Raw genomic sequence first — 21166 nt, 5'->3', positions numbered from 1 at the left:
TCTTCTCCCTATACTTACTATATAAGTGAGGTGCTTGAAATGGACGGTTTTGATAAAACAATGAAGTTTAGCATTCAAGATGAAAAACAGAGTGTCCATGTAAATGATGTACTTTTAACTGTGTATGATGCACTTCAAGAAAAAGGCTATAATCCGATTAACCAAATCGTCGGTTATTTATTAAGTGGAGATCCAGCATACATACCTCGCCATAAAGATGCACGAAGCATCGTTCGCAAACTTGAACGTGATGAGATAATTGAAGAGCTTGTGAAGTCTTACTTGAAACATCATCGTGAGGAGTAGTTTATGCGGATATTAGGTTTAGATGTAGGTACAAAAACAGTCGGAGTTGCAATGAGCGACGAAATGGGCTGGACAGCACAAGGATTGGAAACAATCAAGATTAACGAAGAACGAGGTCACTTTGGTTTTGACCGTATTTCTGAGTTAGTAAAGCAGTACAATGTGGACAAAATAGTAGTAGGTTTACCTAAAAATATGAATGGTACAATTGGCCCACGTGGTGAAGCGTGCCAGCAATTTGCAGAAAACCTACGAGAGCTGTTACAATTAGACGTTGTAATGTGGGACGAGCGTTTGTCGACGATGGCGGCGGAGCGTCTACTCATTTCAGCTGATGTAAGTCGTAAGAAGCGAAAGCAAGTAATCGATAAGATGGCTGCAGTCGTAATCTTACAAGGATTTTTAGATAGTAAATAAGAGGTGACCAAAATGGAAGAAAATCAAATTACAATTGTAGACGAAAAAGGTAACGAACATTTATGTGAGATTGTTTTCACTTTTGATGCTGAAAAATTTGGCAAAAAATCATATGTAGTCTTCTCTCCAATCGGTGAAGTAGACGAAGATGGAGACCAAATTTATGATGCAATGGCTTATGAGCAAAATGAAGAAGAGGGCGGAACTTTACTTCCAATCGAATCTGAAGAAGAGTGGGAAATGGTACAAGAAATGTTCAACACTCTAGCTGATGAGCAAGAAGCTGAATAATAAGTACTGAGAAGATGGACGATATATAGTCCATCTTTTTTTATATGTAAAATGAAAGATTTTTTGTCGAAACTGTGTAATCCTTTGTAGTATAATGAGACGGATTGTAGAAAAATAAAATATCTGTCAAAAAATGATAGGTAAGTTTATTGTGATTTTTCATCGTGTTGTATAGAAAGACGTACATATGGCCTACAATTGAATAAGGAGGAAGAGTTTTGATAGAGAATCAAGTGAAAAAGAAGCGTAGACGCATTTTTTTATTTTCGATTATTGCACTGCTTTTAGTTTGTGGTTCAGTCTATGCGTATATTTCATCGGCATTAGGACCAGTTGATAGCGGGAATAAAAAAGAGATTGAAGTAGAAATTCCGAAAGGATCATCTACTAGTAAAATTGGTGAAATTTTAGAAGAAAAGGGTGCTGTGAAAAACGGTACAGTTTTTAGCTTTTATACAAAGGCTAAATCAAAAAATTTACAAGCTGGTACATATTTATTAAATCCTTCAATGAGTGCCTCAGATGTCATTGAACAAATGTCATCTGGTAATGTACATCGTCCAGCTCTGTATAAAGTGACGATAAAAGAAGGAGCGCAAGTAACTGAAATTGCAGAAACGGTTGCGAGTGAATTAAAGTGGAATAAAGATGATGTTACGCGTCAATTAAACGATAAAGCATTTATTCAAAAAATGCAGCAAAAGTATCCGAAGTTATTAACGGATAAAATCTTTGATAGTAATATTAAATATCCATTAGAAGGGTATTTATATCCTGCGACGTATTCGTTCTATAAGAAAGATACAACGTTAGAAGAAATCGTAATTCCAATGCTTGAGAAAACAAATGCAATCATTGTTCAAAACGAGGCGAAAATGAAAGCGAAGAACTGGGATGTTCATCAGCTTTTAACATTGTCTTCACTGATTGAAGAAGAGGCGACTGGTTTTACAGATCGCCAAAAGATTTCTAGTGTTTTTTATAATCGCTTAGCAAAAGGTATGCCCCTTCAAACAGATCCAACGGTATTATACGCGCTTGGAAAGCATAAGCAACGTGTATTATACGAGGATTTAAAGGTGAATTCACCGTATAATACGTATGTTGTAAAAGGATTACCAGTTGGACCGATTGCGAACTCTGGTAAACATTCAGTGGAAGCTGCGTTAGAACCTGCGCAAACAGATTATTATTATTTCTTAGCTGCACCAAGTGGTGAAGTGTACTATGCGAAAACATTAGAAGAGCATAATGCATTAAAGCAAAAATATATTACGAAAAAACAGTGAAATGGGGAGGGATAGCGAAAAAGGTCGCACATCCCTCTTTTTTGTGGTAAAATATATCGGGTTAAAAACTGGCAGAAGAATCGTTTTTAATATCAAAACGGGACGTACAAGCTAAGGGTAAAGCTGGCTTGTATTTTTATTGCATTCTATGTGTGAAAAGACGTCATAGAGGCACTTCTCCATGTAAATAAGGAGGACCATTTATGGAGGATGCAGTTAACGAGTACCTATTATCATTTATTGATCCAAAAGATAAATTAATTCTTGAAATGGAAGAATATGCAACAGAAAATCATGTGCCGATTATGGATCGACTTGGAATGGAATTTATGCTGCAATTTTTACGTTTAATTGGACCGAAAAGCATTTTAGAGCTTGGTACAGCAATTGGCTATTCTAGTATTCGTATGATGCAAGCTATTCCAAATTCACGCATTGTGACAGTTGAGCGCAATCGTGAACGATATGAAAAAGCACTTGAATATATAGAACGTTCCCCAGTAAAAGAACGTATTTCAGTTATATACGGTGATGCGTTAGAGACGGGTGAACAAGTAAAAGAACACGGAACATTTGACGTTATTTTTATTGATGCAGCAAAAGGACAATATCGTCGCTTTTTTGACTTATATGAACCGTTATTAAACCCTGGTGGCGTAATTATTTCAGATAATGTTATGTACCATGGTCTTGTAACGACAAAAGAGAAAATTGAAAATAGACGTACACGTGGTTTAATCCGTCGTATTAAGACGTACAATGAATGGCTTATGAACCATGAAGGATATGATACAACGATTTTCCCAATTGGAGATGGAGTAGCTGTTAGTAAAAAGAGAGGATGACCAAGGTATGAAGAAACCTGAATTGTTAGTAACGCCAAGAGCGGTGGCGGATATCGAACCTCTTGCGAAAGCAGGAGCAGATGCAGTAATGATCGGTGAACAAAAGTTTGGTTTACGTTTAGCAGGGGAATTTTCACGTGAAGATGTAAAAAAATCTGTTAAAATTGCACATGAAAATGGTGTGAAAGTATACGTAGCAATGAATGCTATGTTCCATAATGATAAAGTAGAAGAATTAACAGATTACGTTGCATTTTTAAACGAAGTACATGTAGATGCAATTGTCTTCGGAGATCCAGCGGTATTAATGGCTGTTCGTGAAGTAGCACCAAATATGCAACTGCACTGGAATACAGAAACGACAGCAACAAATTGGTTCACTTGTAACTACTGGGGGCAAAGAGGAGCGAAGCGTGCTGTATTAGCTCGTGAGCTTAGCTTAGATGAAATTGTTGATTTAAAAGAAAATGCTGAAGTGGAACTTGAAGTGCAAATTCACGGTATGACTTGTATGTTCCAATCGAAGCGTTCGTTAGTAGGAAACTACTTTGAGTATCAAGGACGTAATCTTGACATTGAAAAGAAAAAATATGAAGAGAATATGTTCTTGTATGACCCAGAGCGTAACAATAAATATCCAATTTATGAAGATGAAAATGGTACTCACATTATGAGTCCGAATGATATTTGTTTCATCGATGAATTAGAGGAACTAATTGAGGCTGAAGTTGATAGCTTAAAAATCGATGGTGTACTAAAAAGCTCTGAATACATTATTGAAGTAACGAAGAAATATCGTCAAGCGATTGATTTGTGTGTGGAAGATCGTGATGCGTATTATGACGTGAAAGATGATCTATATAAAGAAATAGAAGAAATGCAACCAGTAAATCGTCCATTAGATACAGGATTCTTCTTTAAAGAAACGGTTTACTAAACGAGGAGGGTGTAGGAAATGACTGTACAAGAAATTTCACGAGTGATCGATGGCAAGCGCGTTATTGTGAAGAAACCTGAACTGTTAATCCCTGCGGGTAACTTAGAAAAATTAAAAGTAGCTATCCATTATGGGGCAGATGCTGTATATTTAGGTGGACAAGAATTTGGTCTTCGTTCTAATGCAGGTAACTTTACGCTAGAAGATATGGCAGAAGGCGTTGAATTTGCAAAGAAATATGGAGCGAAAATATACGTAACAACAAATATTTTCGCACATAATGAAAATATGGACGGGCTAGAGGAATATTTAAAAGGGATTGAAAAAGCTGGTGTAACGGGAATTATCGTTGCAGATCCGCTTATTATTGAGACGTGTAAACGTGTAGCGCCTTCTGTTGAGGTGCATTTAAGTACACAACAATCGCTATCCAACTGGAAAGCAGCACAGTATTGGAAAGAAGAAGGTTTACATCGTCTTGTATTAGCTCGTGAAGCAAGCTATGAAGAAATGAAAGAAATTAAAGACAAAGTGGACATTGAAATTGAAGCATTCGTCCATGGTGCAATGTGTATCGCATATTCAGGAAGATGTACATTAAGTAACCATATGACAGCGCGTGATTCTAACCGTGGTGGTTGTTGTCAATCTTGTCGCTGGGACTATGACTTAGTTCAAACGGTATCACAACATAAAGATGCAAAAGAGCTTCCTTTATTCCAAGAAGAAGATGCTCACTTTGCGATGAGTCCAAAAGATTTAAATTTAATCTTGTCAATTCCGAAAATGATTGAAATTGGAATTGATAGCTTAAAAGTTGAAGGACGTATGAAATCTATCCATTACGTAGCGACTGTAGCAACTGTATATCGCAAAGTAATTGATGCGTATTGTGCGGATCCGGATAACTTTGAGTTTAAACAACAATGGTTAGATGAGCTTGATAAATGTGCAAATCGTGATACAGCTCCTGCATTCTTTGAAGGGGTTCCAGGACATCAAGAGCAAATGTTTGGAAATCATAGTAAGAAAACAACGTATGATTTTGCTGGTTTAGTGTTAGATTATAATGAAGAAACGGGCATCGTAACGCTTGAGCAACGTAATCACTTCAAACCAGGACATGAAGTGGAGTTCTTTGGACCAGAAATAGAAAACTTTACGCAGACGGTGGAGAAAATTTGGGATGAGGATGGAAACGAATTAGATGCAGCGAGACATCCGTTGCAAATCGTGAAATTCAAAGTGGATCAACCAGTGTATGTGAATAATATGATGCGCAAAAACATACTTCAATAAGAAAGAGTGGTAGTCGAATGGGGACGAATAAGCCTGTTGTAATTGGAATCGCTGGTGGTTCAGGATCAGGAAAAACAAGTGTAACGAAAGCGATTTTTGACCATTTTAAAGGTCATTCCATTTTAATCTTGGAGCAAGATTATTATTACAAAGATCAAAGCCATTTACCGATGGAAGAGCGTTTAAAAACAAATTATGATCATCCGCTTGCGTTTGATAATGATCTGTTAATTGAACATTTGCAGCAGTTGCTTGCATATGAGCAAATTGATAAGCCTGTATATGACTATACATTGCATACGCGTTCAGAAGAAATTATTCCAGTTGAGCCGAAAGATGTAATCATTTTAGAAGGAATTCTTATTTTAGAAGACCCACGTCTTTGTGAGTTGATGGACATTAAGTTATTCGTTGATACAGATGCAGATCTTCGTATCCTGCGCCGCATGCAGCGTGATATTAAAGAGCGCGGTCGTACGATGGATTCAGTTATTGATCAATACGTAACTGTTGTGCGTCCAATGCACAATCAATTTATTGAGCCTTCTAAGAAATTTGCGGATATTATTATCCCTGAAGGTGGACAAAACCATGTTGCAATTGATATTATGGTGACAAAAATTGCAACAATTCTTGAACAAAAAGTAAATTTGTAATAGCATAGTAAAAGATATACGATAGGAAGGGATTTTTTCCCTTCCTATCGAATACAATGAAGCATGCAACCTCATCTATATATAGGTGAGGGCATATTTATATCAACTTTCCATACATATCTTCTTTAAAAGAAGAATTGGAAATACGGGGTTGTATGTGACAACTCCGCTAGTGCAAGGGTACTAGAAACCTCCGCTAACAATGGAAGCGGAGGAGTTTTCATATGGAACTCCTCTTTTTTCGGGGGATTGGTATATAAAAGGAGTGGAAAATATGTCAACAGAAAAAACATACCCTATGACGCAAGAGGGTAAGCAAAAATTAGAGAACGAAGTTGAGCAATTAAAAACAGTAAGACGTAAAGAAGTAGTAGAGCGTATTAAAATCGCGCGTAGCTTCGGCGATCTTTCTGAGAACTCTGAGTACGATGCAGCGAAAGATGAGCAAGCGTTCGTAGAAGGACGTATTACACAATTAGAAAACATGATTCGTAACGCAGTTATCATCGAAGATAATGGCGAAGAATCTACTGTCGTTACATTAGGTAAAACAGTAACATTTAAAGAATTACCAAATGGAGATGAAGAAGCTTACACAATCGTAGGTAGCGCGGAAGCTGACCCATTCGAAGGAAGAATTTCTAACGATTCTCCAATCGCAAAGAGCTTATTAGGTAAGCAAATTGGTGAGAAGGTAGCAATTCAAACACCAGGCGGAGAAATGCAAGTAGAGATTATCTCTGTTAAATAATAAAAATCACTCGTGTAAAAACGAGTGGTTTTTTTATTTGTATAAAAGGTTAAACACCTCGTCCAAACTATAATAGACGAGGTGTTTTTTTATGAAAATAAGACGGAGAATTACAGTTGTTTTAATTTGTTTTATATGTGTGATGTTTTTATTACTTTGTCGTTTACTCCAAATACAGATTATAGATACTGAATCTTTTACTGATCGAAATATTAATTTAATCGAAAGAAGCGTTACGCAACGAACACAATCACTTACAGTAGATAATGGAAGAGGACATTTTACAGATCGGAATGATAAAGAAATTGGTGAAGAGAAATACCCAGTTTTAATTATTTTTCCTTTTTTACAAATAAAAAATGACATGTTAAAGAAAATTGCGCATATCATTGGTGTGTCGAGACAAGAGATAAAAATACAAATGAAAGATAAAAAAAATGCATTTATACTCCAAAGAGGAAATGAGCCATTTCCTTTAGTACGAGAGCAGATGGAGAAGATTAATCAATTAAATGTATTGGGCATTGTAGCGGCTGAAGTTCGATTAAAACAAACTGGAGGGACAAATCATTTAGTGGGTGAAGTGGGGGAGAATGAACGAGAATTCCAAAAGCGATATGGAGAAGTAGAAAAAATTTCAAAACAAACGCCAATTGGTATTTCTGGATTACAGCAATCTTTTGATGAATTTTTATTAACTGATGGAGAGGCAAAAGTATTGTATCAAGTGGACCGGCAAGGAGAACCGATTTTTGGAAAACAGGCGAAATACACTTCGCCAGGAAATCCATTTTATCCAGTTACAATTCAAACTACTTTACATAAAGAGTTGCAGCAAAAAGCTGAAGAGACAATTGAAAAAAGTGAAATAAAGAAGGGGGGATTAGTATTACTTGATGTAAAAACAAATGAAATACTAGCGATGGTTAGCAAACCATCTTTACAGGTTAAAAACGAAAGATTATATAAAGCTACACTTGAAAATCAAATGTTAACACCGCATTTTCCTGGTTCTGTTTTTAAAACAGTAGTTGCAACGGCAGCGATTGATCAAAATATAAATGTATTGAATCGCACATTTAATTGTAATAAAGATTTATATGGTGAAAACGACCCACAAGTTTTGATGGGAACACTTAGTTTTAAAGGGAGCTTTGCTAGAAGCTGTAACAGGGCATTCTCACAGTTAGGTAACGAGCTAATACAAAAGGATAAGATGGTGTTAGAAACGTACGTAGCGGCTTTAGGAGCAGTTGGAAAGGTTGGTTGGAACGGTTCGGTATTTCATACATCGCGTTTCGAGCAAATGCCAGAGGAGAAGAGTGCTATTATCTGGGGGAGTGAGGAAAATAAGACTAGTAAAAAAGCGGTAGCGCAAACAGCAATTGGACAGAAAGATGTACGTATATCACCTCTAGCAATCGCTAATATGATGGCGACGATTGCTAGGAATGGAGAAAAAATGGAAGTGAAAGCTGTTAAAAAAATAGTGTATAAAAATGGAAGTGACTTTTTTACATTTGAAAACCATAAATTAAATGGAAAACAGCTTTCTTATGAAACAGTAAAAACATTACAAGAGTTATTAAGAGGCGTTGTAACAACAGAGAAAGGAACAGGAGCAGCATTCAGGTCGTTGCCACTAAGTGTCGCTGGAAAATCTGGGACAGCACAAACAGGGAAAGGAATGAAGGTCAATCGCTGGTTTGCAGGTTATTTTCCATATGAAAATCCAAGATATGCTTTAGTTGTCGTTGATATAGAAACGGACAGCAGTGTAAATAAAGTCACATCCATTTTCAAAGATATCGTAGAAGAAATCCATCGATTAGAGAATGAAAAGTAATCTTGCAATTCATAGTGAAATGTTTTCATTTCATGAAAATATTATTGTAAATGTTCAACCTTTCTAGATTTAATGTTACAATAGCAAGTATGAAAAACTGCATGGAGGTTTGAAGAATGGCAGGAGGATCTAGATTCCAACAGAAACAACAAAAACGTCGTCAAAACGGTGTTTTAAATATTGCAATCGCTATTGTATTAGTGGCAGTAGCTATTGTAGCATATCAATTGTTCGTTCCTGACACAAAAGAGCAAGCGTCTTCTAATGATAAAAAGGTAGCTCAGCAAACAACAAAAGAAAATAAAGCTGAGAAAGCTAAAGGTAAAGAAGAGACGAAGAAGGACGAACAAGAGAAGGCAGAGGCTAAGAAGAAGGAAGAAGAAGAGAAGCAAAAGGCTGAAGAAGAAAAGCAAAAAGCTGAAGAAGAAGCGAAAGCTAATGAGAAAGTGGCAGCTGAAAAAACACAGCCAAAGGCAACAGATGCTTATACGAAACCTTCTTGGAAGCCAGTAGGTACAGAGCAAGGTGCAACACCTGCGATGACGTTTAACAAAGGTACAGCAGATTGGAATGAGATGAATCAAGCGATTTCCGCTGCAATCGACGTTCCGGTAGAGCAATTAGTTATTCATAGAATCGGAAATAACGGTAAGAATAAAGCTTACGGCAACGTACAAGATAAGCAATCAGGTAAAAAATATTATGTAAATATTGATTGGGTAGAAAATGAGGGCTGGAAACCAGTGCTTGTTCAAACTCTAAACTAAAAAAGAGAAGCTCCTAGGAGCTTCTCTTTTTTAGTTAGCATAATTTCTTTAATTTAAAATGAACAACCGCGCTGTAATACGGTCTTTTGCTTTCGGGATCCATAACCATTTGATGCGAGATGTGATGAACTTCAAGCATAAGTGCTTTATTATTATCAATTTGTTCACTAATTTTTCTTTCTAAGGAAGCTAAGTCTCCCGCTTCAAAAAATTCTATTTTATCTTCTAACATTTCAAAGGTAAATGACATGAAGATGCCCCCTCTCCTATGTAATCAACTACAGTGTAACAAAGAAAAGAAGGAAATACCACGTGCATTTCAATTGACATTTTTAGAAAGAGGGAATATCATACTGATAAAACCGATAAGAAAAAGGGGAATTTTTATGGGCACAGAATTTAATGGTTTATTTGATGAGTGGGCTCATACGTACGACTCATTCGTACAAGGCGAAGATATACAATATAAAGAAGTTTTCGCCCATTATGAGGACATTTTAGAGGATGTAGTTAACAAGTCATTTGGTAACGTATTAGAATTTGGTGTTGGTACTGGCAATTTAACAAATAAATTATTACTTGCCGGTCGTACAGTTTACGGTATAGAACCGTCGCGTGAAATGCGCATGATTGCAAAAGAGAAATTGCCAAAGGAATTTTCTATTACAGAAGGTGATTTTCTTTCGTTTGAAGTTCCGAATTCAGTTGATACCATTGTAAGCACCTATGCATTTCATCATTTAACAGATGATGAAAAAAATGTAGCTGTTGCGAAGTATAGTCAATTGCTAAACAAAGGTGGTAAAATAGTGTTTGCTGATACGATATTTGCAGATCAAGATGCATATGATAAAACTGTTGAAACAGCAAAACAAAGAGGTTTTCACCAGTTAGCAAACGATTTGCAAACGGAATACTATACACGTATTCCAATCATGCAGACTATATTTGAAAACAATGGCTTCCATGTAACGTTTACGAGATTAAATCATTTCGTTTGGGTAATGGAGGCAACTAAGCAATAGAAAGAGGGATTAGATTGAGAATTGCTGTAATTGGAGCAATGGAAGAAGAAGTACGTATTTTACGTGACAAATTAGAACAAGCAAAAACAGAAACGGTTGCGGGTTGTGAATTTACGAAAGGACTATTAGCAGGACATGAAGTAATCTTGTTAAAGTCTGGTATTGGTAAAGTAAATGCAGCGATGTCAACGACAATTTTATTAGAAAAATATAAGCCTGAAAAAGTAATTAATACTGGTTCAGCTGGTGGATTCCATCATTCTCTAAATGTTGGAGATGTAGTTATTTCAACAGAAGTTCGTCACCATGACGTAGATGTAACAGCATTTAACTATGAATATGGTCAAGTACCAGGAATGCCACCTGGATTTAAAGCTGATGAGGCATTAGTTGCATTAGCTGAGAAATGTATGCAAGCTGAAGAGAATATTCAAGTTGTAAAAGGTATGATTGCAACAGGTGATTCATTTATGAGTGATCCGAACCGCGTTGCAGCAATTCGTGATAAATTTGAAAATCTTTATGCAGTAGAAATGGAAGCGGCAGCTGTTGCACAAGTGTGCCACCAATACGAAGTTCCGTTTGTTATCATCCGCGCACTTTCCGATATTGCTGGTAAAGAATCAAATGTTTCATTTGATCAATTTTTAGATCAAGCAGCCCTTCATTCTACAAACTTTATCGTAAAAGTACTAGAAGAGTTAAAGTAATGTAACAAAAAGGCAACTGTCTCATATAAAGAAAATACATACAGTTGCCTTTTCTTTATTGGCAAATAAGGGGGAGAACACGATGAATGTATATCGTGGAGTTCATGAGTTAATTGGTCATACACCAATTGTAGAAATTACTCGGTTTTCACTTCCAGAAGGGGTCCGTTTATTTGCGAAGCTTGAATTTTATAACCCAGGCGGAAGCGTTAAGGATCGTTTAGGAAGAGAATTAATCGAAGACGCGCTAGAAAAAGGGCTTGTCACGCAGGGTGGAACAATTATTGAACCGACTGCTGGAAATACTGGTATTGGACTGGCACTTGCAGCGTTAGAACATGATTTACGCGTTATTGTTTGTGTACCAGAGAAATTTAGTATTGAGAAACAAGAATTAATGAAAGCGCTAGGCGCAACAGTCGTGCATACACCGACTGAACAAGGAATGACCGGAGCAATTGCAAAAGCAAAAGAGTTAGTAAATGAAATACCGAATTCATACTCTCCAAGTCAGTTTGCGAATGAAGCAAACCCACGTGCTTATTTCAAAACATTAGGTCCTGAACTTTGGAATGCATTGAATGGAGAGATTAACATATTTGTTGCTGGAGCAGGAACCGGCGGTACATTCATGGGAACTGCATCTTATTTGAAAGAAAAAAATATAGATATTAAAACAGTTATTGTAGAACCAGAAGGATCTATTTTAAATGGTGGTAAAGCTGGTTCACATGAAACAGAAGGAATTGGTCTTGAATTTATTCCACCATTTTTGAAAACATCTTATTTTGATGAAATTCATACGATTTCTGATCGAAATGCATTTTTACGAGTAAAAGAATTAGCGCAAAAAGAAGGACTTTTAGTTGGGAGCTCTTCAGGAGCAGCATTTCATGCAAGTTTACTGGAGGCAGAGAAAGCAACACCAGGTACAAATATTGTAACGATTTTTCCTGATAGTAGTGAGCGCTATTTAAGTAAAGACATATACAAAGGATGGGAATAAAAAATGAGAGCAAAGACAAAGTTAATTCATGGTATTCGCATAGGAGAACCTTCAACTGGATCTGTAAACGTACCGATTTATCAAACAAGTACGTATAAACAAGAAGCAGTTGGTAAGCATCAAGGATATGAATATTCACGTACAGGCAACCCAACACGAGCAGCTTTAGAAGAAATGATTGCCGTATTAGAAAACGGTCATGCTGGATTTGCATTTGGTTCGGGAATGGCTGCTATTACAGCAACAATTATGTTGTTCTCAAAAGGTGATCACGTTATTTTAACAGATGATGTTTATGGGGGAACGTATCGTGTTATTACGAAAGTATTAAACCGCTTCGGTATTGAGCATACATTTGTAGATACAACAAACTTAGAGGAAGTTGTAGAAGCAATTCGTCCAAATACGAAAGCGATCTATGTGGAAACACCAACGAATCCACTACTAAAAATTACTGATATTAAGAAAATATCTACTCTTGCTAAAGAGAAAGATTTATTAACAATTATTGATAATACATTCATGACGCCATATTGGCAGTCGCCGATTTCTTTAGGAGCAGACATTGTACTTCATAGTGCAACGAAATATTTAGGAGGTCATAGTGACGTAGTTGCAGGTCTAGTAGTGGTAAATAGCCCACAACTAGCAGAAGACCTTCACTTTGTACAAAACTCAACGGGAGGTATTCTTGGACCACAAGATAGCTTCTTACTACTTCGCGGTTTAAAAACGTTAGGAATTCGTATGGAAGAACATGAAACGAATTCACGCGCAATTGCTGAATTCTTAAATAATCATCCAAAAGTAAATAAAGTATATTATCCAGGCCTTGAATCACATCAAAACCATGAATTAGCAACAGAACAAGCAAACGGATTTGGTGCTATCATCTCATTTGATGTAGATAGTGAGGAAACATTGAATAAAGTACTTGAGAAACTGCAATACTTTACACTTGCTGAAAGCCTAGGAGCAGTCGAAAGTTTAATTTCTATCCCATCTCAAATGACACATGCATCAATTCCAGCAGATCGTCGTAAAGAATTAGGAATTACAGATACATTAATTCGTATCTCTGTCGGAATTGAAGATGGTGAAGATTTAATTGAAGATTTAGCACAAGCGCTAGCATAATAAAAATGCACTGCTAATGTGGAGCAGTGCATTTTTATTATGTTTATTTGTGAAATATTTCACAAATTAGACATACACAAATGAAATGATTTCATGTATATTGAATTCATGAAATGTTATTCACGAATAAATTTGTGAAATATTTCACAAACAATGGGATTCATGTAGGACGGTAACTCTATTTTTTTTCGCTAATCGGGACTTCTTATGACCTATAGGGACTTATAAAGACCGTGATAACAGAATAGGAGGAAATTTACATGGTAGTCAAAGAGAAAGTTGTAAATGAAATGCAAGAGGTAAAAGAGATGATTGATACGTTAGTAAATAACGGTCAAGAAGCTTTACAAGCATTAGAAAGTTTTACACAAGAACAGATTGACAACATTGTTCATGAAATGGCACTAGCAGGTGTTGATCAACATATGTCGCTTGCAAAATTGGCTGTTGAAGAAACAGGCCGTGGTGTCTATGAAGACAAATGCATAAAAAATATTTTTGCCACTGAATATATTTGGCATAGTATAAAGCAAGATAAAACGGTAGGAGTTATTCATGAAGATCCTCATGAAGAAATAATAGAAATTGCGGAACCAGTCGGTGTAGTAGCTGGAGTAACGCCAGTAACGAATCCAACGTCAACAACAATGTTTAAAGCATTAATCGCGATAAAAACGAGAAATCCAATTATTTTCGCATTTCATCCTTCTGCACAAAATTGTTCCGTTGCAGCGGCCAAAACAGTATATGATGCAGCGGTGAAGGCGGGTGCGCCAAAGCATTGTATTCAATGGATTGAAAGACCATCTGTCGAAGCAACGAAACAATTAATGAACCATGATGGTGTCGCACTCGTTCTAGCAACTGGAGGCGCTGGTATGGTGAAATCGGCTTATTCTACTGGTAAACCAGCACTAGGTGTAGGTCCTGGTAATGTACCGTGTTATATAGAGAAATCAGCACATGTAAAACGAGCTGCTAATGATTTAATTTTATCGAAAACATTTGATAACGGTATGATTTGTGCATCGGAACAGGCAATCATTATCGATAAAGAAATTTATGATGATGTCAAAACAGAAATGATTGCAAATAATTGTTACTTTGTAACAGAGGAGGAGAGAAAGAAATTAGAAAAGCTCGTTATAAATGAAAATACATGTGCAGTAAATAGTGATATTGTAGGGAAAACTGCACAGTATATTGCCGAATTAGTTGGGATTACTGTGCCTGAACATACAAAAATACTTGTAGCTGAAATTAAAGGAATTGGGGCAGCGTATCCACTATCTCGTGAGAAACTGAGCCCAGTATTAGCTTGTGTAAAAGCGAATTCATTAGAAGAAGGATTTACATATTGCGAAGAAATGTTGAATCTTGGAGGTTTAGGGCATTCAGCAGTCATTCATTCTACAAATAAAGAAGTACAAAAACAATTTGGTTTACGTATGAAAGCTTGCCGTCTTATTGTAAATGCACCTTCATCACAAGGCGGAATAGGTGACATATATAATGGGTTTATTCCATCGCTTACACTTGGTTGTGGTTCATATGGGAAAAACTCAGTTTCTCAAAACGTAACAGCGACTCATTTATTAAATATAAAAAGGCTGGCAAATAGAAAAAAGAATATGCAGTGGTTCAAGTTGCCACCAAAAATTTATTTTGAAAAACATGCTACGGCGTATTTAGCAAATATGCCTAATATTTCACGCGCATTTATTGTAACGGATCCAGGAATGGTTGAGCACGGCTATGTAGACACAGTTACGCACTATTTACGTAAGCATGCAAATGATGTGAAAGTTGAAGTGTTCTTTGAGGTCGAGCCAGATCCGTCAGATGAAACTGTTTTTAAAGGTGCGGAAATGATGAGAAGCTTTAAGCCTGATGTAATTATTGCACTTGGTGGCGGTTCAGCTATGGATGCGGCAAAAGGGATGTGGTTATTCTATGAGCATCCAGAAACATCATTCTATGGCATTAAACAGAAATTTTTAGATATAAGAAAACGTACATGTAAATATCCGGAATTAGGAAATAAAGCGCAGTTTGTTGCCATTCCAACAACATCAGGAACAGGGTCAGAAGTGACACCATTTGCGGTTATTACAGATAAGAAAAATAATATAAAGTATCCGCTTGCAGATTATGAATTAACACCAGATGTAGCGATTGTTGATCCGCAATTTGTAATGACAGTACCACCACATGTAACAGCAGATACTGGTATGGATGTTTTAACACATGCAATTGAGGCGTATGTGTCTGTTATGGCAAATGACTATACAGATGGATTAGCATTAAAAGCTATTGATCTCGTATTCAAATATTTACCGAGAGCATATAAAGATGGAAATGATGAAGAAGCAAGAGAAAAAATGCATAACGCTTCTGCAATTGCAGGGATGGCATTTGCAAATGCTTTCCTCGGTATTAATCACAGCTTAGCACATAAGATTGGACCAGAATTCCATATTCCGCACGGACGCGCAAATGCCATTCTAATGCCGCACGTAGTCCGCTATAATGCTATTAAGCCAAGAAAACACGCATTGTTCCCAAAATATGAGTACTTTGTGGCAGATGAAAGATATGCACATATAGCGAGAATGCTCGGGCTTCCAGCAAGTTCGGCAGCAGAAGGGGTGGAATCACTTGTCCAAGCAATTATTGAGCTTGGAAAAAGCTTGAATATTAATATGAGTATTATGGGGCAAGGAGTCGATAAAGAGAAATTTGAAGAGGTTGTTGGAGTATTAGCAGAACGGGCTTTTGAAGACCAATGTACAACAGCTAATCCGAAATTACCGCTCATTTCAGAGTTGAAAGAAATTTATATGGAAGCATATAAAGGTGTGGAATAGATAGGAAAGAGTCGCAATTAAGCGGCTCTTTTTCTTTTGGAAAACATCTCCCCGAATGGCTGCATTTACTTGTCTTTCAGTTTCATAGAATATGATACAGTGAAATGGAGGAGTGAGAATATGATGAAAGAATTACAAGGGAAAATAGAAGATTATACTCGGTTCGGACAGATCCTTCTCGCTGTAAGCACATTGTTAATGGTTGGCTTATTGATTCCGAATGGAGCAAAAGAAACGATACAATTTTTTGTTATGATGGGGAGCATCGTTATATTTTTAAGTTTATCGTTCTTTTTCTTTCAGCGTGTAAAAGTGATGCGTGACCAGTTGGAGGAAAATGAATGTGAGTAATAGTATTAAATAGAGCGCTACAAAAAGAAAGGATCTTTTTGTAGCGCTTTTTGTTTTTTTTTGAAGAAAATGTATGCGTTTTTGTTGACAATGATAATCCTTATCAATTAAAGTAGAATAGTAGTTAATGATTATCATTATCAATTAGAGGTGGAAGAATGAAAAAGTCTATTACGCTATTTACAGCGATTTTATCTGTTTTTTTCTTATTAATAGGTTGCAATGCAAAGGGAAACGACAAAGCGTCTGCAACCAAAACAGAAAAAGGAAAAGAAAAAATCGAAATTACCGACCTATCGGGAAGAAAGGTAACATTCGATAAAACACCAGAGAGCTTTGCAACATTAAGTATGGGTGATATGGATATTATTCATGCTTTAGGCGGAAAGATTATAGGTCGTCCAGATACGAAATTAACTCTTCCGGAGGAGTTAAAGAAAGCGCAAGTAATTGGGAATGCACATCAGCCGAATTTTGAGCAAATTGCTAGCTTAAAGCCAGATGTACTTGTTGCTAACAATGGATTCCAAAAGAATGTTCCAACGGTTGAAGGTCAAGGGACGAAAGTAGTCATTTCTACTGCAAATTCTGTACAAGATATTCAAAAGAATATTGAAATATACGGAGCAGTAATGAAGAAAGAAGATAAAGCAAAAGAACTGAATCAAAAAATGAATGATCAAATGAAGAAATATGAGAAAAAGAGTGATGTGAAAGCATTGCTAGTGTATGGAGCACCAGGAACTTATTTAGCAGCATTACCAACATCTCTGTCAGGTGACATTTTAGAGAAAACGGGCGGAAAAAATATTGCAGCTGGTTTTCCAGAAATGAAAGAATATCCGCAATATGCACAGCTAAGTGTAGAACGTATTATTGAGGCGAATCCAGATGTAATTTATTTAATTACACACGGAGACCCGAATAGCGTGAAAAAAGCATTTGAAGGCGAAATGATGAAAAATGAAGCGTGGAAAAATTTAGATGCAGTAAAACAAAATCGTGTAGTTATTTTACCACCAGACTTATTTGGATCAAATCCTGGAACAAAAGTAACAGAAGCTATGGACTTTATGTATAAAAGTATACAAGATGTAAGGAAATGATAAGTATGGAGAGTAATGAAGTAGTAAGAGAAAAGGAACATCCTTTTGCGAAAAAAAGATGGGGAATAGCAGTTATTTTAGTCGTATTAACGATTCTAGGTCTTTTTTACGGTCTTTTCGCGGGAAGTTTATCCTTTTCTTTACGAGACATCCTAACAGGGATGCAAGATGAAGGTTCGATAGTTCATCGAATTGTATGGGATCTTCGTATACCAAGGGTGCTCGTTGGATTTATAGTAGGAACGTGTTTAGCGACATCAGGTGCATTATTGCAAGGGGTTATGAGAAACCCTCTTGCAGACCCTGGTATTATCGGGGTTTCATCTGGAGCGGGTCTTGTAGCAATTATAATTATGATTTTATTTCCTCAGCACATGGCTTTTTTACCGCTAGGGGCGTTTTTAGGAGCTTTCATCACAGCAATGGTCATCTATGCTTTATCATGGCAAAAAGGGGCACCACCTTCAAGAATTGTCTTAGTAGGTGTGTCGATTAATGCATTGATTGGTGCAGCAACGTCAGCATTAATGTTATTACATAGTGACAAAGTACAATCTGTTTTACCGTGGTTAGCTGGTGGCATTGGTGGTGTAAGCTGGGCACATTTAAATATGATTATTTATTATGCGATATTTGCTATTATATTAGCCTTCTTTGGTATTAAGCATATTCGAGTATTAATGCTTGGAGATGAAATAGCAAAGTTATTAGGACATAACGTGGAAAAAAGTCGTTTTTATTTAATCGTAGTAAGTACATTATTAGCTGGAATAGCAGTTAGTGTTTCTGGACTTATTGGGTTTGTCGGTCTTGTTGTACCGCATATGCTACGTTTATTAGTTGGAAATGATTATAAATATTTGCTGCCTCTATCATGTCTTGGCGGCGGGGTATTACTTGTTTTTGCGGATGCGATAGCTCGAAGTTGGTTCGATCCAATCGAATTGCCTGTTGGTATTTTATTATCCTTCTTAGGTGGTCCGTTCTTCTTATATTTAATTCATAGAGGAGGAAAACAACGTGATTTCCGTTGAAAAAGTGTTTTACGCACATTCTGAAAGATTTCAAATGCAAAATATGAATGTACATATTAAAGCTGGAGAAGTTGTTAGTTTAATTGGACCGAATGGATCGGGGAAATCTACTTTGCTTCGTTTAATGGCAAGGCTACTTAAACAAAGCGAAGGGGAAATCATTTTAGATGGGAAAAATATTCATACGATGAAGAGTGCCGATGTAGCGAAGCAATTAGCGATGTTACCACAAATGCATGATCATCAATTAGGTTTAACAGTGAAAGAATTAATTGAATTTGGAAGAGGCCCCCATAAATCATGGAGTGTTCGCTTAAATAAAGAAGATGAAGAAATTGTTAATTGGGCATTGTCTGTTACAAATCTTGAAGGGTATGAATATCGTCTTTTACAATCTTTATCAGGAGGAGAAAGGCAGCGTGCTTGGATTGCAATGACGCTAGCACAACGCACGAATGTTTTATTATTAGATGAGCCAACAACTTTTTTAGATATCGTTCATCAGTTGGAAGTAATGGAACTTGTGAAACGATTAAATGAGGAGTTTGGTATGACAATTGTAATGGTTTTACATGACATTAACCAAGCTACTCAATATAGTGATCGTTTACTCGTATTAAAGCGAGGGGAGATTCAGTATGACGGTGTACCAGAAGAAGTATTATGTCATGAAATGTTTCAATATGTATTTGGTATAGAAGTGGATATTTTTCAAGGAAGTGACAAACCATTTTTTACACCGAAACGAATTTCTAAAAAAGGAGAAGAGCGATGCATACAGAAGAGCGTATTACCACTGAGTTAGTAAGAGAATTTGTTATGGCAGCTCACGGAAATTTAGAAAAAGTACAGGAACTGTTGGTTGAATCGCCCAGCTTACTTCATGCCTCTTACAATTGGGGCGGATCAGATTGGGAAAGTGCCTTAGGAGCATCGGCACATGTAGGTCGTAAAGATATTGCTCTTTATTTACTGGAAAAGGGTGCTCGCATGGATATTTTTGCTGCAGCTATGCTTGGAGAGTTAGAAGTTGTACAAGCTATTTTAGTAGCACAACCAGAAGCATTACGTGCATCTGGCCCACATGGTATTTCCCTTCTTCAACATGCGCGAATGGGTGGAGAAAAAGCACAGCGTGTGTTTGATTACTTAACAGTGCTCTCTTAATGACCGCAAAAGTTCTTATGTGCGGTAAACTTTTCACTTTCAAATAATTGAAAAGTTTACCGCCCGTTAGAACGGGATAAGTATCTAGTATATTTGAAAATCCTACACCCCCCTCAATTGTAGTTTTCTTTGTACTAGTTATGATATGGATGCAGTAGACAATATTTGTCTACTGCTTTTTTTATCGGGTAAAAGAATGAACATTCTGCATTTTTTGTTTCGTTCATTTATAATAGGTAGTAATACTTATTATACATGTAAAATATGGTCGTGAAATAAAGAACACATTAGTGGGAAGGAGTGCAGAAATGTTTCATACAGATCGTTTACAAGTTCGCAAATATACAATGGATGATTTACAGTTCTACGCTTCACTATGGGGAAACGAGAAGGTAATGCGCTATATTGGAAATGGAACGTTAAAAACATATATGCAATGCAAAAAAAGCTTGGAGGAGTGGGTAATTCCTAATTATAAAAATGGTCTCGGTTTATTTGTAATGATTGAAAGGGAAACGGGAATACGAATTGGTCATGCGGGACTAGTAAAGCAGAAGATAGATGGAAAAGAGGAAATTGAAATTGGTTATTGGTTACTTCCTCAGTATTGGGGAAAAGGGTATGCGAAAGAAGCAGCTGCGGCATTTCGAGACTACGGTTTCCAAGCATTACAAATGAATAAATTAATTTCTCTTATTAATCCGAACCATCCCGCCTCAATATTTGTTGCTAGAAAAACAGGGCTTAGTTATGAGAAAACAACTTCATTTCAGGGGATGGATGTTCTTGTTTATTCGATTAAGCGAGTTGGATGAAAAAAGGTAAATTGCATCTTTTGAAGAATGGTATATAAAAATAAAGGGGGGATTACATGTATATTTACCATAATGGGCTTATTATCCGTGAAGGAACGAATGGAGTACCAGCATATGCAATTAAAACTTTATTTGAAGATGCCGGTTGGAGTAATGATAATATCCCTTCTTGGCAAATTGAAAAATTTACGCTTGCATTTGAAAATTCAACATGGGCTTTCACAATTTGGGATGAAGAAGAAATGGTTGCGATGGTTAGAGTGATTTCTGATCAAATGATGGTTGCTAACATAGTAAATTTGGTTGTGAAGTGTGAGTATAGGGGGAAAGGATTGGGTAAGAAACTTGTAGCTCTTTGTTTACAAAAGCTTCCCCATGGTGATTGGTTTGCACATACATCTGCGAACAATTTTGATTTTTATAGAAGTTGTGGATTTGAAGTTAGAGAGTTATCCAGAAATGGTACATGTGCGTATTATGGATACCAAATCGCAAAAAGAGATGGTCATCGGTAAATGGGTGAAAAGTAAAGAAATACAGTTAT

At 36.6% G+C, this 21166-nt stretch carries 24 protein-coding genes; 23 read left to right on the top strand and 1 reads right to left on the bottom strand.

The genetic code is table 11. The features are described 5' to 3' along the window. Positions 1-39: 39 nt before the first annotated feature. The 11 genes from MHH42_RS22245 (at position 40) to MHH42_RS22195 (ending at position 9404) form a co-directional block, all read left to right on the top strand. On the top strand, positions 40-306 hold the full coding sequence (locus MHH42_RS22245) for an IreB family regulatory phosphoprotein (protein WP_000348591.1): 267 nt from the start codon (positions 40-42) through the stop codon (positions 304-306). Between the two features lie 3 nt (positions 307-309). After that, positions 310-723, top strand: a complete 414-nt coding sequence (gene ruvX / locus MHH42_RS22240; RefSeq protein WP_001221202.1) for a Holliday junction resolvase RuvX — start codon at positions 310-312, stop codon at positions 721-723. A 12-nt stretch (positions 724-735) separates the two neighbouring features. Next, positions 736-1014, top strand: a complete 279-nt coding sequence (locus MHH42_RS22235; protein WP_000392249.1) for a DUF1292 domain-containing protein — start codon at positions 736-738, stop codon at positions 1012-1014. 218 nt (positions 1015-1232) lie between these two features. Continuing rightward, entirely contained in the window at positions 1233-2303 is a 1071-nt protein-coding gene (gene mltG, locus MHH42_RS22230; RefSeq protein WP_000572128.1) for an endolytic transglycosylase MltG, read from the top strand. A 203-nt stretch (positions 2304-2506) separates the two neighbouring features. Next, positions 2507-3148, top strand: coding sequence for an O-methyltransferase (locus MHH42_RS22225; protein WP_000389100.1), 642 nt, complete (start codon positions 2507-2509; stop codon positions 3146-3148). A gap of 7 nt (positions 3149-3155) precedes the next feature. Continuing rightward, positions 3156-4085 (top strand): peptidase U32 family protein, encoded by a 930-nt coding sequence (locus MHH42_RS22220; RefSeq protein ID WP_000742797.1) that lies wholly within the window; start codon positions 3156-3158, stop codon positions 4083-4085. Positions 4086-4103: 18 nt separating this feature from the next. Further along, the gene (locus MHH42_RS22215; protein WP_000217962.1) at positions 4104-5384 is read left to right on the top strand and encodes a peptidase U32 family protein; all 1281 of its coding nucleotides are present in this window, start codon (positions 4104-4106) and stop codon (positions 5382-5384) included. A 17-nt stretch (positions 5385-5401) separates the two neighbouring features. Beyond that, complete coding sequence (gene udk, locus MHH42_RS22210; protein ID WP_000537080.1) at positions 5402-6040, top strand: uridine kinase; 639 nt, start codon at positions 5402-5404, stop codon at positions 6038-6040. Positions 6041-6314: 274 nt separating this feature from the next. Further along, positions 6315-6791 (top strand): transcription elongation factor GreA, encoded by a 477-nt coding sequence (gene greA, locus MHH42_RS22205; RefSeq protein ID WP_000102593.1) that lies wholly within the window; start codon positions 6315-6317, stop codon positions 6789-6791. A 91-nt stretch (positions 6792-6882) separates the two neighbouring features. Next, positions 6883-8637, top strand: a complete 1755-nt coding sequence (locus tag MHH42_RS22200; RefSeq protein WP_000702462.1) for a peptidoglycan D,D-transpeptidase FtsI family protein — start codon at positions 6883-6885, stop codon at positions 8635-8637. 116 nt (positions 8638-8753) lie between these two features. Continuing rightward, positions 8754-9404, top strand: coding sequence for a YrrS family protein (locus MHH42_RS22195; RefSeq protein WP_000897105.1), 651 nt, complete (start codon positions 8754-8756; stop codon positions 9402-9404). A 34-nt stretch (positions 9405-9438) separates the two neighbouring features. Here MHH42_RS22195 and MHH42_RS22190 read toward each other — a convergent pair whose 3' ends face one another. Next, positions 9439-9654 carry a YrzA family protein gene (locus MHH42_RS22190; RefSeq protein WP_000010978.1) on the bottom strand — a complete coding sequence of 72 codons (216 nt, stop codon included), beginning with the start codon at positions 9652-9654 and terminating at the stop codon, positions 9439-9441. Between the two features lie 136 nt (positions 9655-9790). On the opposite strand from MHH42_RS22190, the gene MHH42_RS22185 reads away from it, so the two are divergent. The 12 genes from MHH42_RS22185 to MHH42_RS22130 all read left to right on the top strand — a co-directional run bounded on the left by MHH42_RS22185 (position 9791) and on the right by MHH42_RS22130 (position 21137). Next, positions 9791-10429: a class I SAM-dependent DNA methyltransferase gene (locus MHH42_RS22185; protein WP_000536326.1), complete on the top strand. Its 639-nt coding sequence runs from the start codon at positions 9791-9793 to the stop codon at positions 10427-10429. A 14-nt stretch (positions 10430-10443) separates the two neighbouring features. Then, positions 10444-11139 (top strand): 5'-methylthioadenosine/S-adenosylhomocysteine nucleosidase, encoded by a 696-nt coding sequence (mtnN, locus tag MHH42_RS22180; protein ID WP_001217044.1) that lies wholly within the window; start codon positions 10444-10446, stop codon positions 11137-11139. A gap of 82 nt (positions 11140-11221) precedes the next feature. Next, positions 11222-12145 carry an O-acetylserine dependent cystathionine beta-synthase gene (locus tag MHH42_RS22175; RefSeq protein WP_001103866.1) on the top strand — a complete coding sequence of 308 codons (924 nt, stop codon included), beginning with the start codon at positions 11222-11224 and terminating at the stop codon, positions 12143-12145. A 3-nt stretch (positions 12146-12148) separates the two neighbouring features. Continuing rightward, entirely contained in the window at positions 12149-13282 is a 1134-nt protein-coding gene (locus MHH42_RS22170; RefSeq protein WP_001201921.1) for a bifunctional cystathionine gamma-lyase/homocysteine desulfhydrase, read from the top strand. A gap of 260 nt (positions 13283-13542) precedes the next feature. Further along, positions 13543-16149 (top strand): bifunctional acetaldehyde-CoA/alcohol dehydrogenase, encoded by a 2607-nt coding sequence (gene adhE / locus MHH42_RS22165; RefSeq protein WP_340894130.1) that lies wholly within the window; start codon positions 13543-13545, stop codon positions 16147-16149. A 123-nt stretch (positions 16150-16272) separates the two neighbouring features. After that, positions 16273-16500 carry a YrhC family protein gene (locus tag MHH42_RS22160; protein ID WP_033657341.1) on the top strand — a complete coding sequence of 76 codons (228 nt, stop codon included), beginning with the start codon at positions 16273-16275 and terminating at the stop codon, positions 16498-16500. A gap of 158 nt (positions 16501-16658) precedes the next feature. Further along, positions 16659-17606 carry an ABC transporter substrate-binding protein gene (locus MHH42_RS22155; RefSeq protein ID WP_000748487.1) on the top strand — a complete coding sequence of 316 codons (948 nt, stop codon included), beginning with the start codon at positions 16659-16661 and terminating at the stop codon, positions 17604-17606. A 5-nt stretch (positions 17607-17611) separates the two neighbouring features. Further along, positions 17612-18640, top strand: coding sequence for a FecCD family ABC transporter permease (locus MHH42_RS22150; RefSeq protein ID WP_070173787.1), 1029 nt, complete (start codon positions 17612-17614; stop codon positions 18638-18640). Beyond that, complete coding sequence (locus MHH42_RS22145; protein WP_070173786.1) at positions 18627-19445, top strand: ABC transporter ATP-binding protein; 819 nt, start codon at positions 18627-18629, stop codon at positions 19443-19445. Before MHH42_RS22150 ends, MHH42_RS22145 begins: the two co-directional genes overlap by 14 nt. Next, entirely contained in the window at positions 19412-19807 is a 396-nt protein-coding gene (locus MHH42_RS22140) for an ankyrin repeat domain-containing protein (RefSeq protein ID WP_000556701.1), read from the top strand. Before MHH42_RS22145 ends, MHH42_RS22140 begins: the two co-directional genes overlap by 34 nt. Positions 19808-20115: 308 nt before the next feature. After that, positions 20116-20622 carry a GNAT family N-acetyltransferase gene (locus MHH42_RS22135; protein WP_000469138.1) on the top strand — a complete coding sequence of 169 codons (507 nt, stop codon included), beginning with the start codon at positions 20116-20118 and terminating at the stop codon, positions 20620-20622. A 56-nt stretch (positions 20623-20678) separates the two neighbouring features. Further along, complete coding sequence (locus tag MHH42_RS22130; protein WP_000276121.1) at positions 20679-21137, top strand: GNAT family N-acetyltransferase; 459 nt, start codon at positions 20679-20681, stop codon at positions 21135-21137. Positions 21138-21166: the final 29 nt, after the last annotated feature.

The sequence above is a fragment of the Bacillus sp. FSL L8-0099 genome (assembly GCF_038006385.1).
Lineage (GTDB): Bacteria > Bacillota > Bacilli > Bacillales > Bacillaceae_G > Bacillus_A > Bacillus_A toyonensis.
This window is presented reverse-complemented; position numbering and strand designations above follow the sequence as displayed.

Excerpts from the sequence above, each read along its gene's own strand:
- MHH42_RS22245 (WP_000348591.1), top strand. The coding sequence starts at position 40 with ATGGACGGTTTTGATAAAACAATGAAGTTTAGCATTCAAGATGAAAAA.
- ruvX (WP_001221202.1), top strand. The coding sequence starts at position 310 with ATGCGGATATTAGGTTTAGATGTAGGTACAAAAACAGTCGGAGTTGCA.
- MHH42_RS22235 (WP_000392249.1), top strand. The coding sequence starts at position 736 with ATGGAAGAAAATCAAATTACAATTGTAGACGAAAAAGGTAACGAACAT.
- MHH42_RS22225 (WP_000389100.1), top strand. The coding sequence starts at position 2,507 with ATGGAGGATGCAGTTAACGAGTACCTATTATCATTTATTGATCCAAAA.
- MHH42_RS22220 (WP_000742797.1), top strand. The coding sequence starts at position 3,156 with ATGAAGAAACCTGAATTGTTAGTAACGCCAAGAGCGGTGGCGGATATC.
- MHH42_RS22215 (WP_000217962.1), top strand. The coding sequence starts at position 4,104 with ATGACTGTACAAGAAATTTCACGAGTGATCGATGGCAAGCGCGTTATT.
- udk (WP_000537080.1), top strand. The coding sequence starts at position 5,402 with ATGGGGACGAATAAGCCTGTTGTAATTGGAATCGCTGGTGGTTCAGGA.
- greA (WP_000102593.1), top strand. The coding sequence starts at position 6,315 with ATGTCAACAGAAAAAACATACCCTATGACGCAAGAGGGTAAGCAAAAA.
- MHH42_RS22200 (WP_000702462.1), top strand. The coding sequence starts at position 6,883 with ATGAAAATAAGACGGAGAATTACAGTTGTTTTAATTTGTTTTATATGT.
- MHH42_RS22195 (WP_000897105.1), top strand. The coding sequence starts at position 8,754 with ATGGCAGGAGGATCTAGATTCCAACAGAAACAACAAAAACGTCGTCAA.
- MHH42_RS22190 (WP_000010978.1), bottom strand. The coding sequence starts at position 9,654 with ATGTCATTTACCTTTGAAATGTTAGAAGATAAAATAGAATTTTTTGAA.
- MHH42_RS22185 (WP_000536326.1), top strand. The coding sequence starts at position 9,791 with ATGGGCACAGAATTTAATGGTTTATTTGATGAGTGGGCTCATACGTAC.
- MHH42_RS22175 (WP_001103866.1), top strand. The coding sequence starts at position 11,222 with ATGAATGTATATCGTGGAGTTCATGAGTTAATTGGTCATACACCAATT.
- MHH42_RS22170 (WP_001201921.1), top strand. The coding sequence starts at position 12,149 with ATGAGAGCAAAGACAAAGTTAATTCATGGTATTCGCATAGGAGAACCT.
- adhE (WP_340894130.1), top strand. The coding sequence starts at position 13,543 with ATGGTAGTCAAAGAGAAAGTTGTAAATGAAATGCAAGAGGTAAAAGAG.
- MHH42_RS22160 (WP_033657341.1), top strand. The coding sequence starts at position 16,273 with ATGAAAGAATTACAAGGGAAAATAGAAGATTATACTCGGTTCGGACAG.
- MHH42_RS22155 (WP_000748487.1), top strand. The coding sequence starts at position 16,659 with ATGAAAAAGTCTATTACGCTATTTACAGCGATTTTATCTGTTTTTTTC.
- MHH42_RS22150 (WP_070173787.1), top strand. The coding sequence starts at position 17,612 with ATGGAGAGTAATGAAGTAGTAAGAGAAAAGGAACATCCTTTTGCGAAA.
- MHH42_RS22140 (WP_000556701.1), top strand. The coding sequence starts at position 19,412 with ATGCATACAGAAGAGCGTATTACCACTGAGTTAGTAAGAGAATTTGTT.
- MHH42_RS22135 (WP_000469138.1), top strand. The coding sequence starts at position 20,116 with ATGTTTCATACAGATCGTTTACAAGTTCGCAAATATACAATGGATGAT.
- MHH42_RS22130 (WP_000276121.1), top strand. The coding sequence starts at position 20,679 with ATGTATATTTACCATAATGGGCTTATTATCCGTGAAGGAACGAATGGA.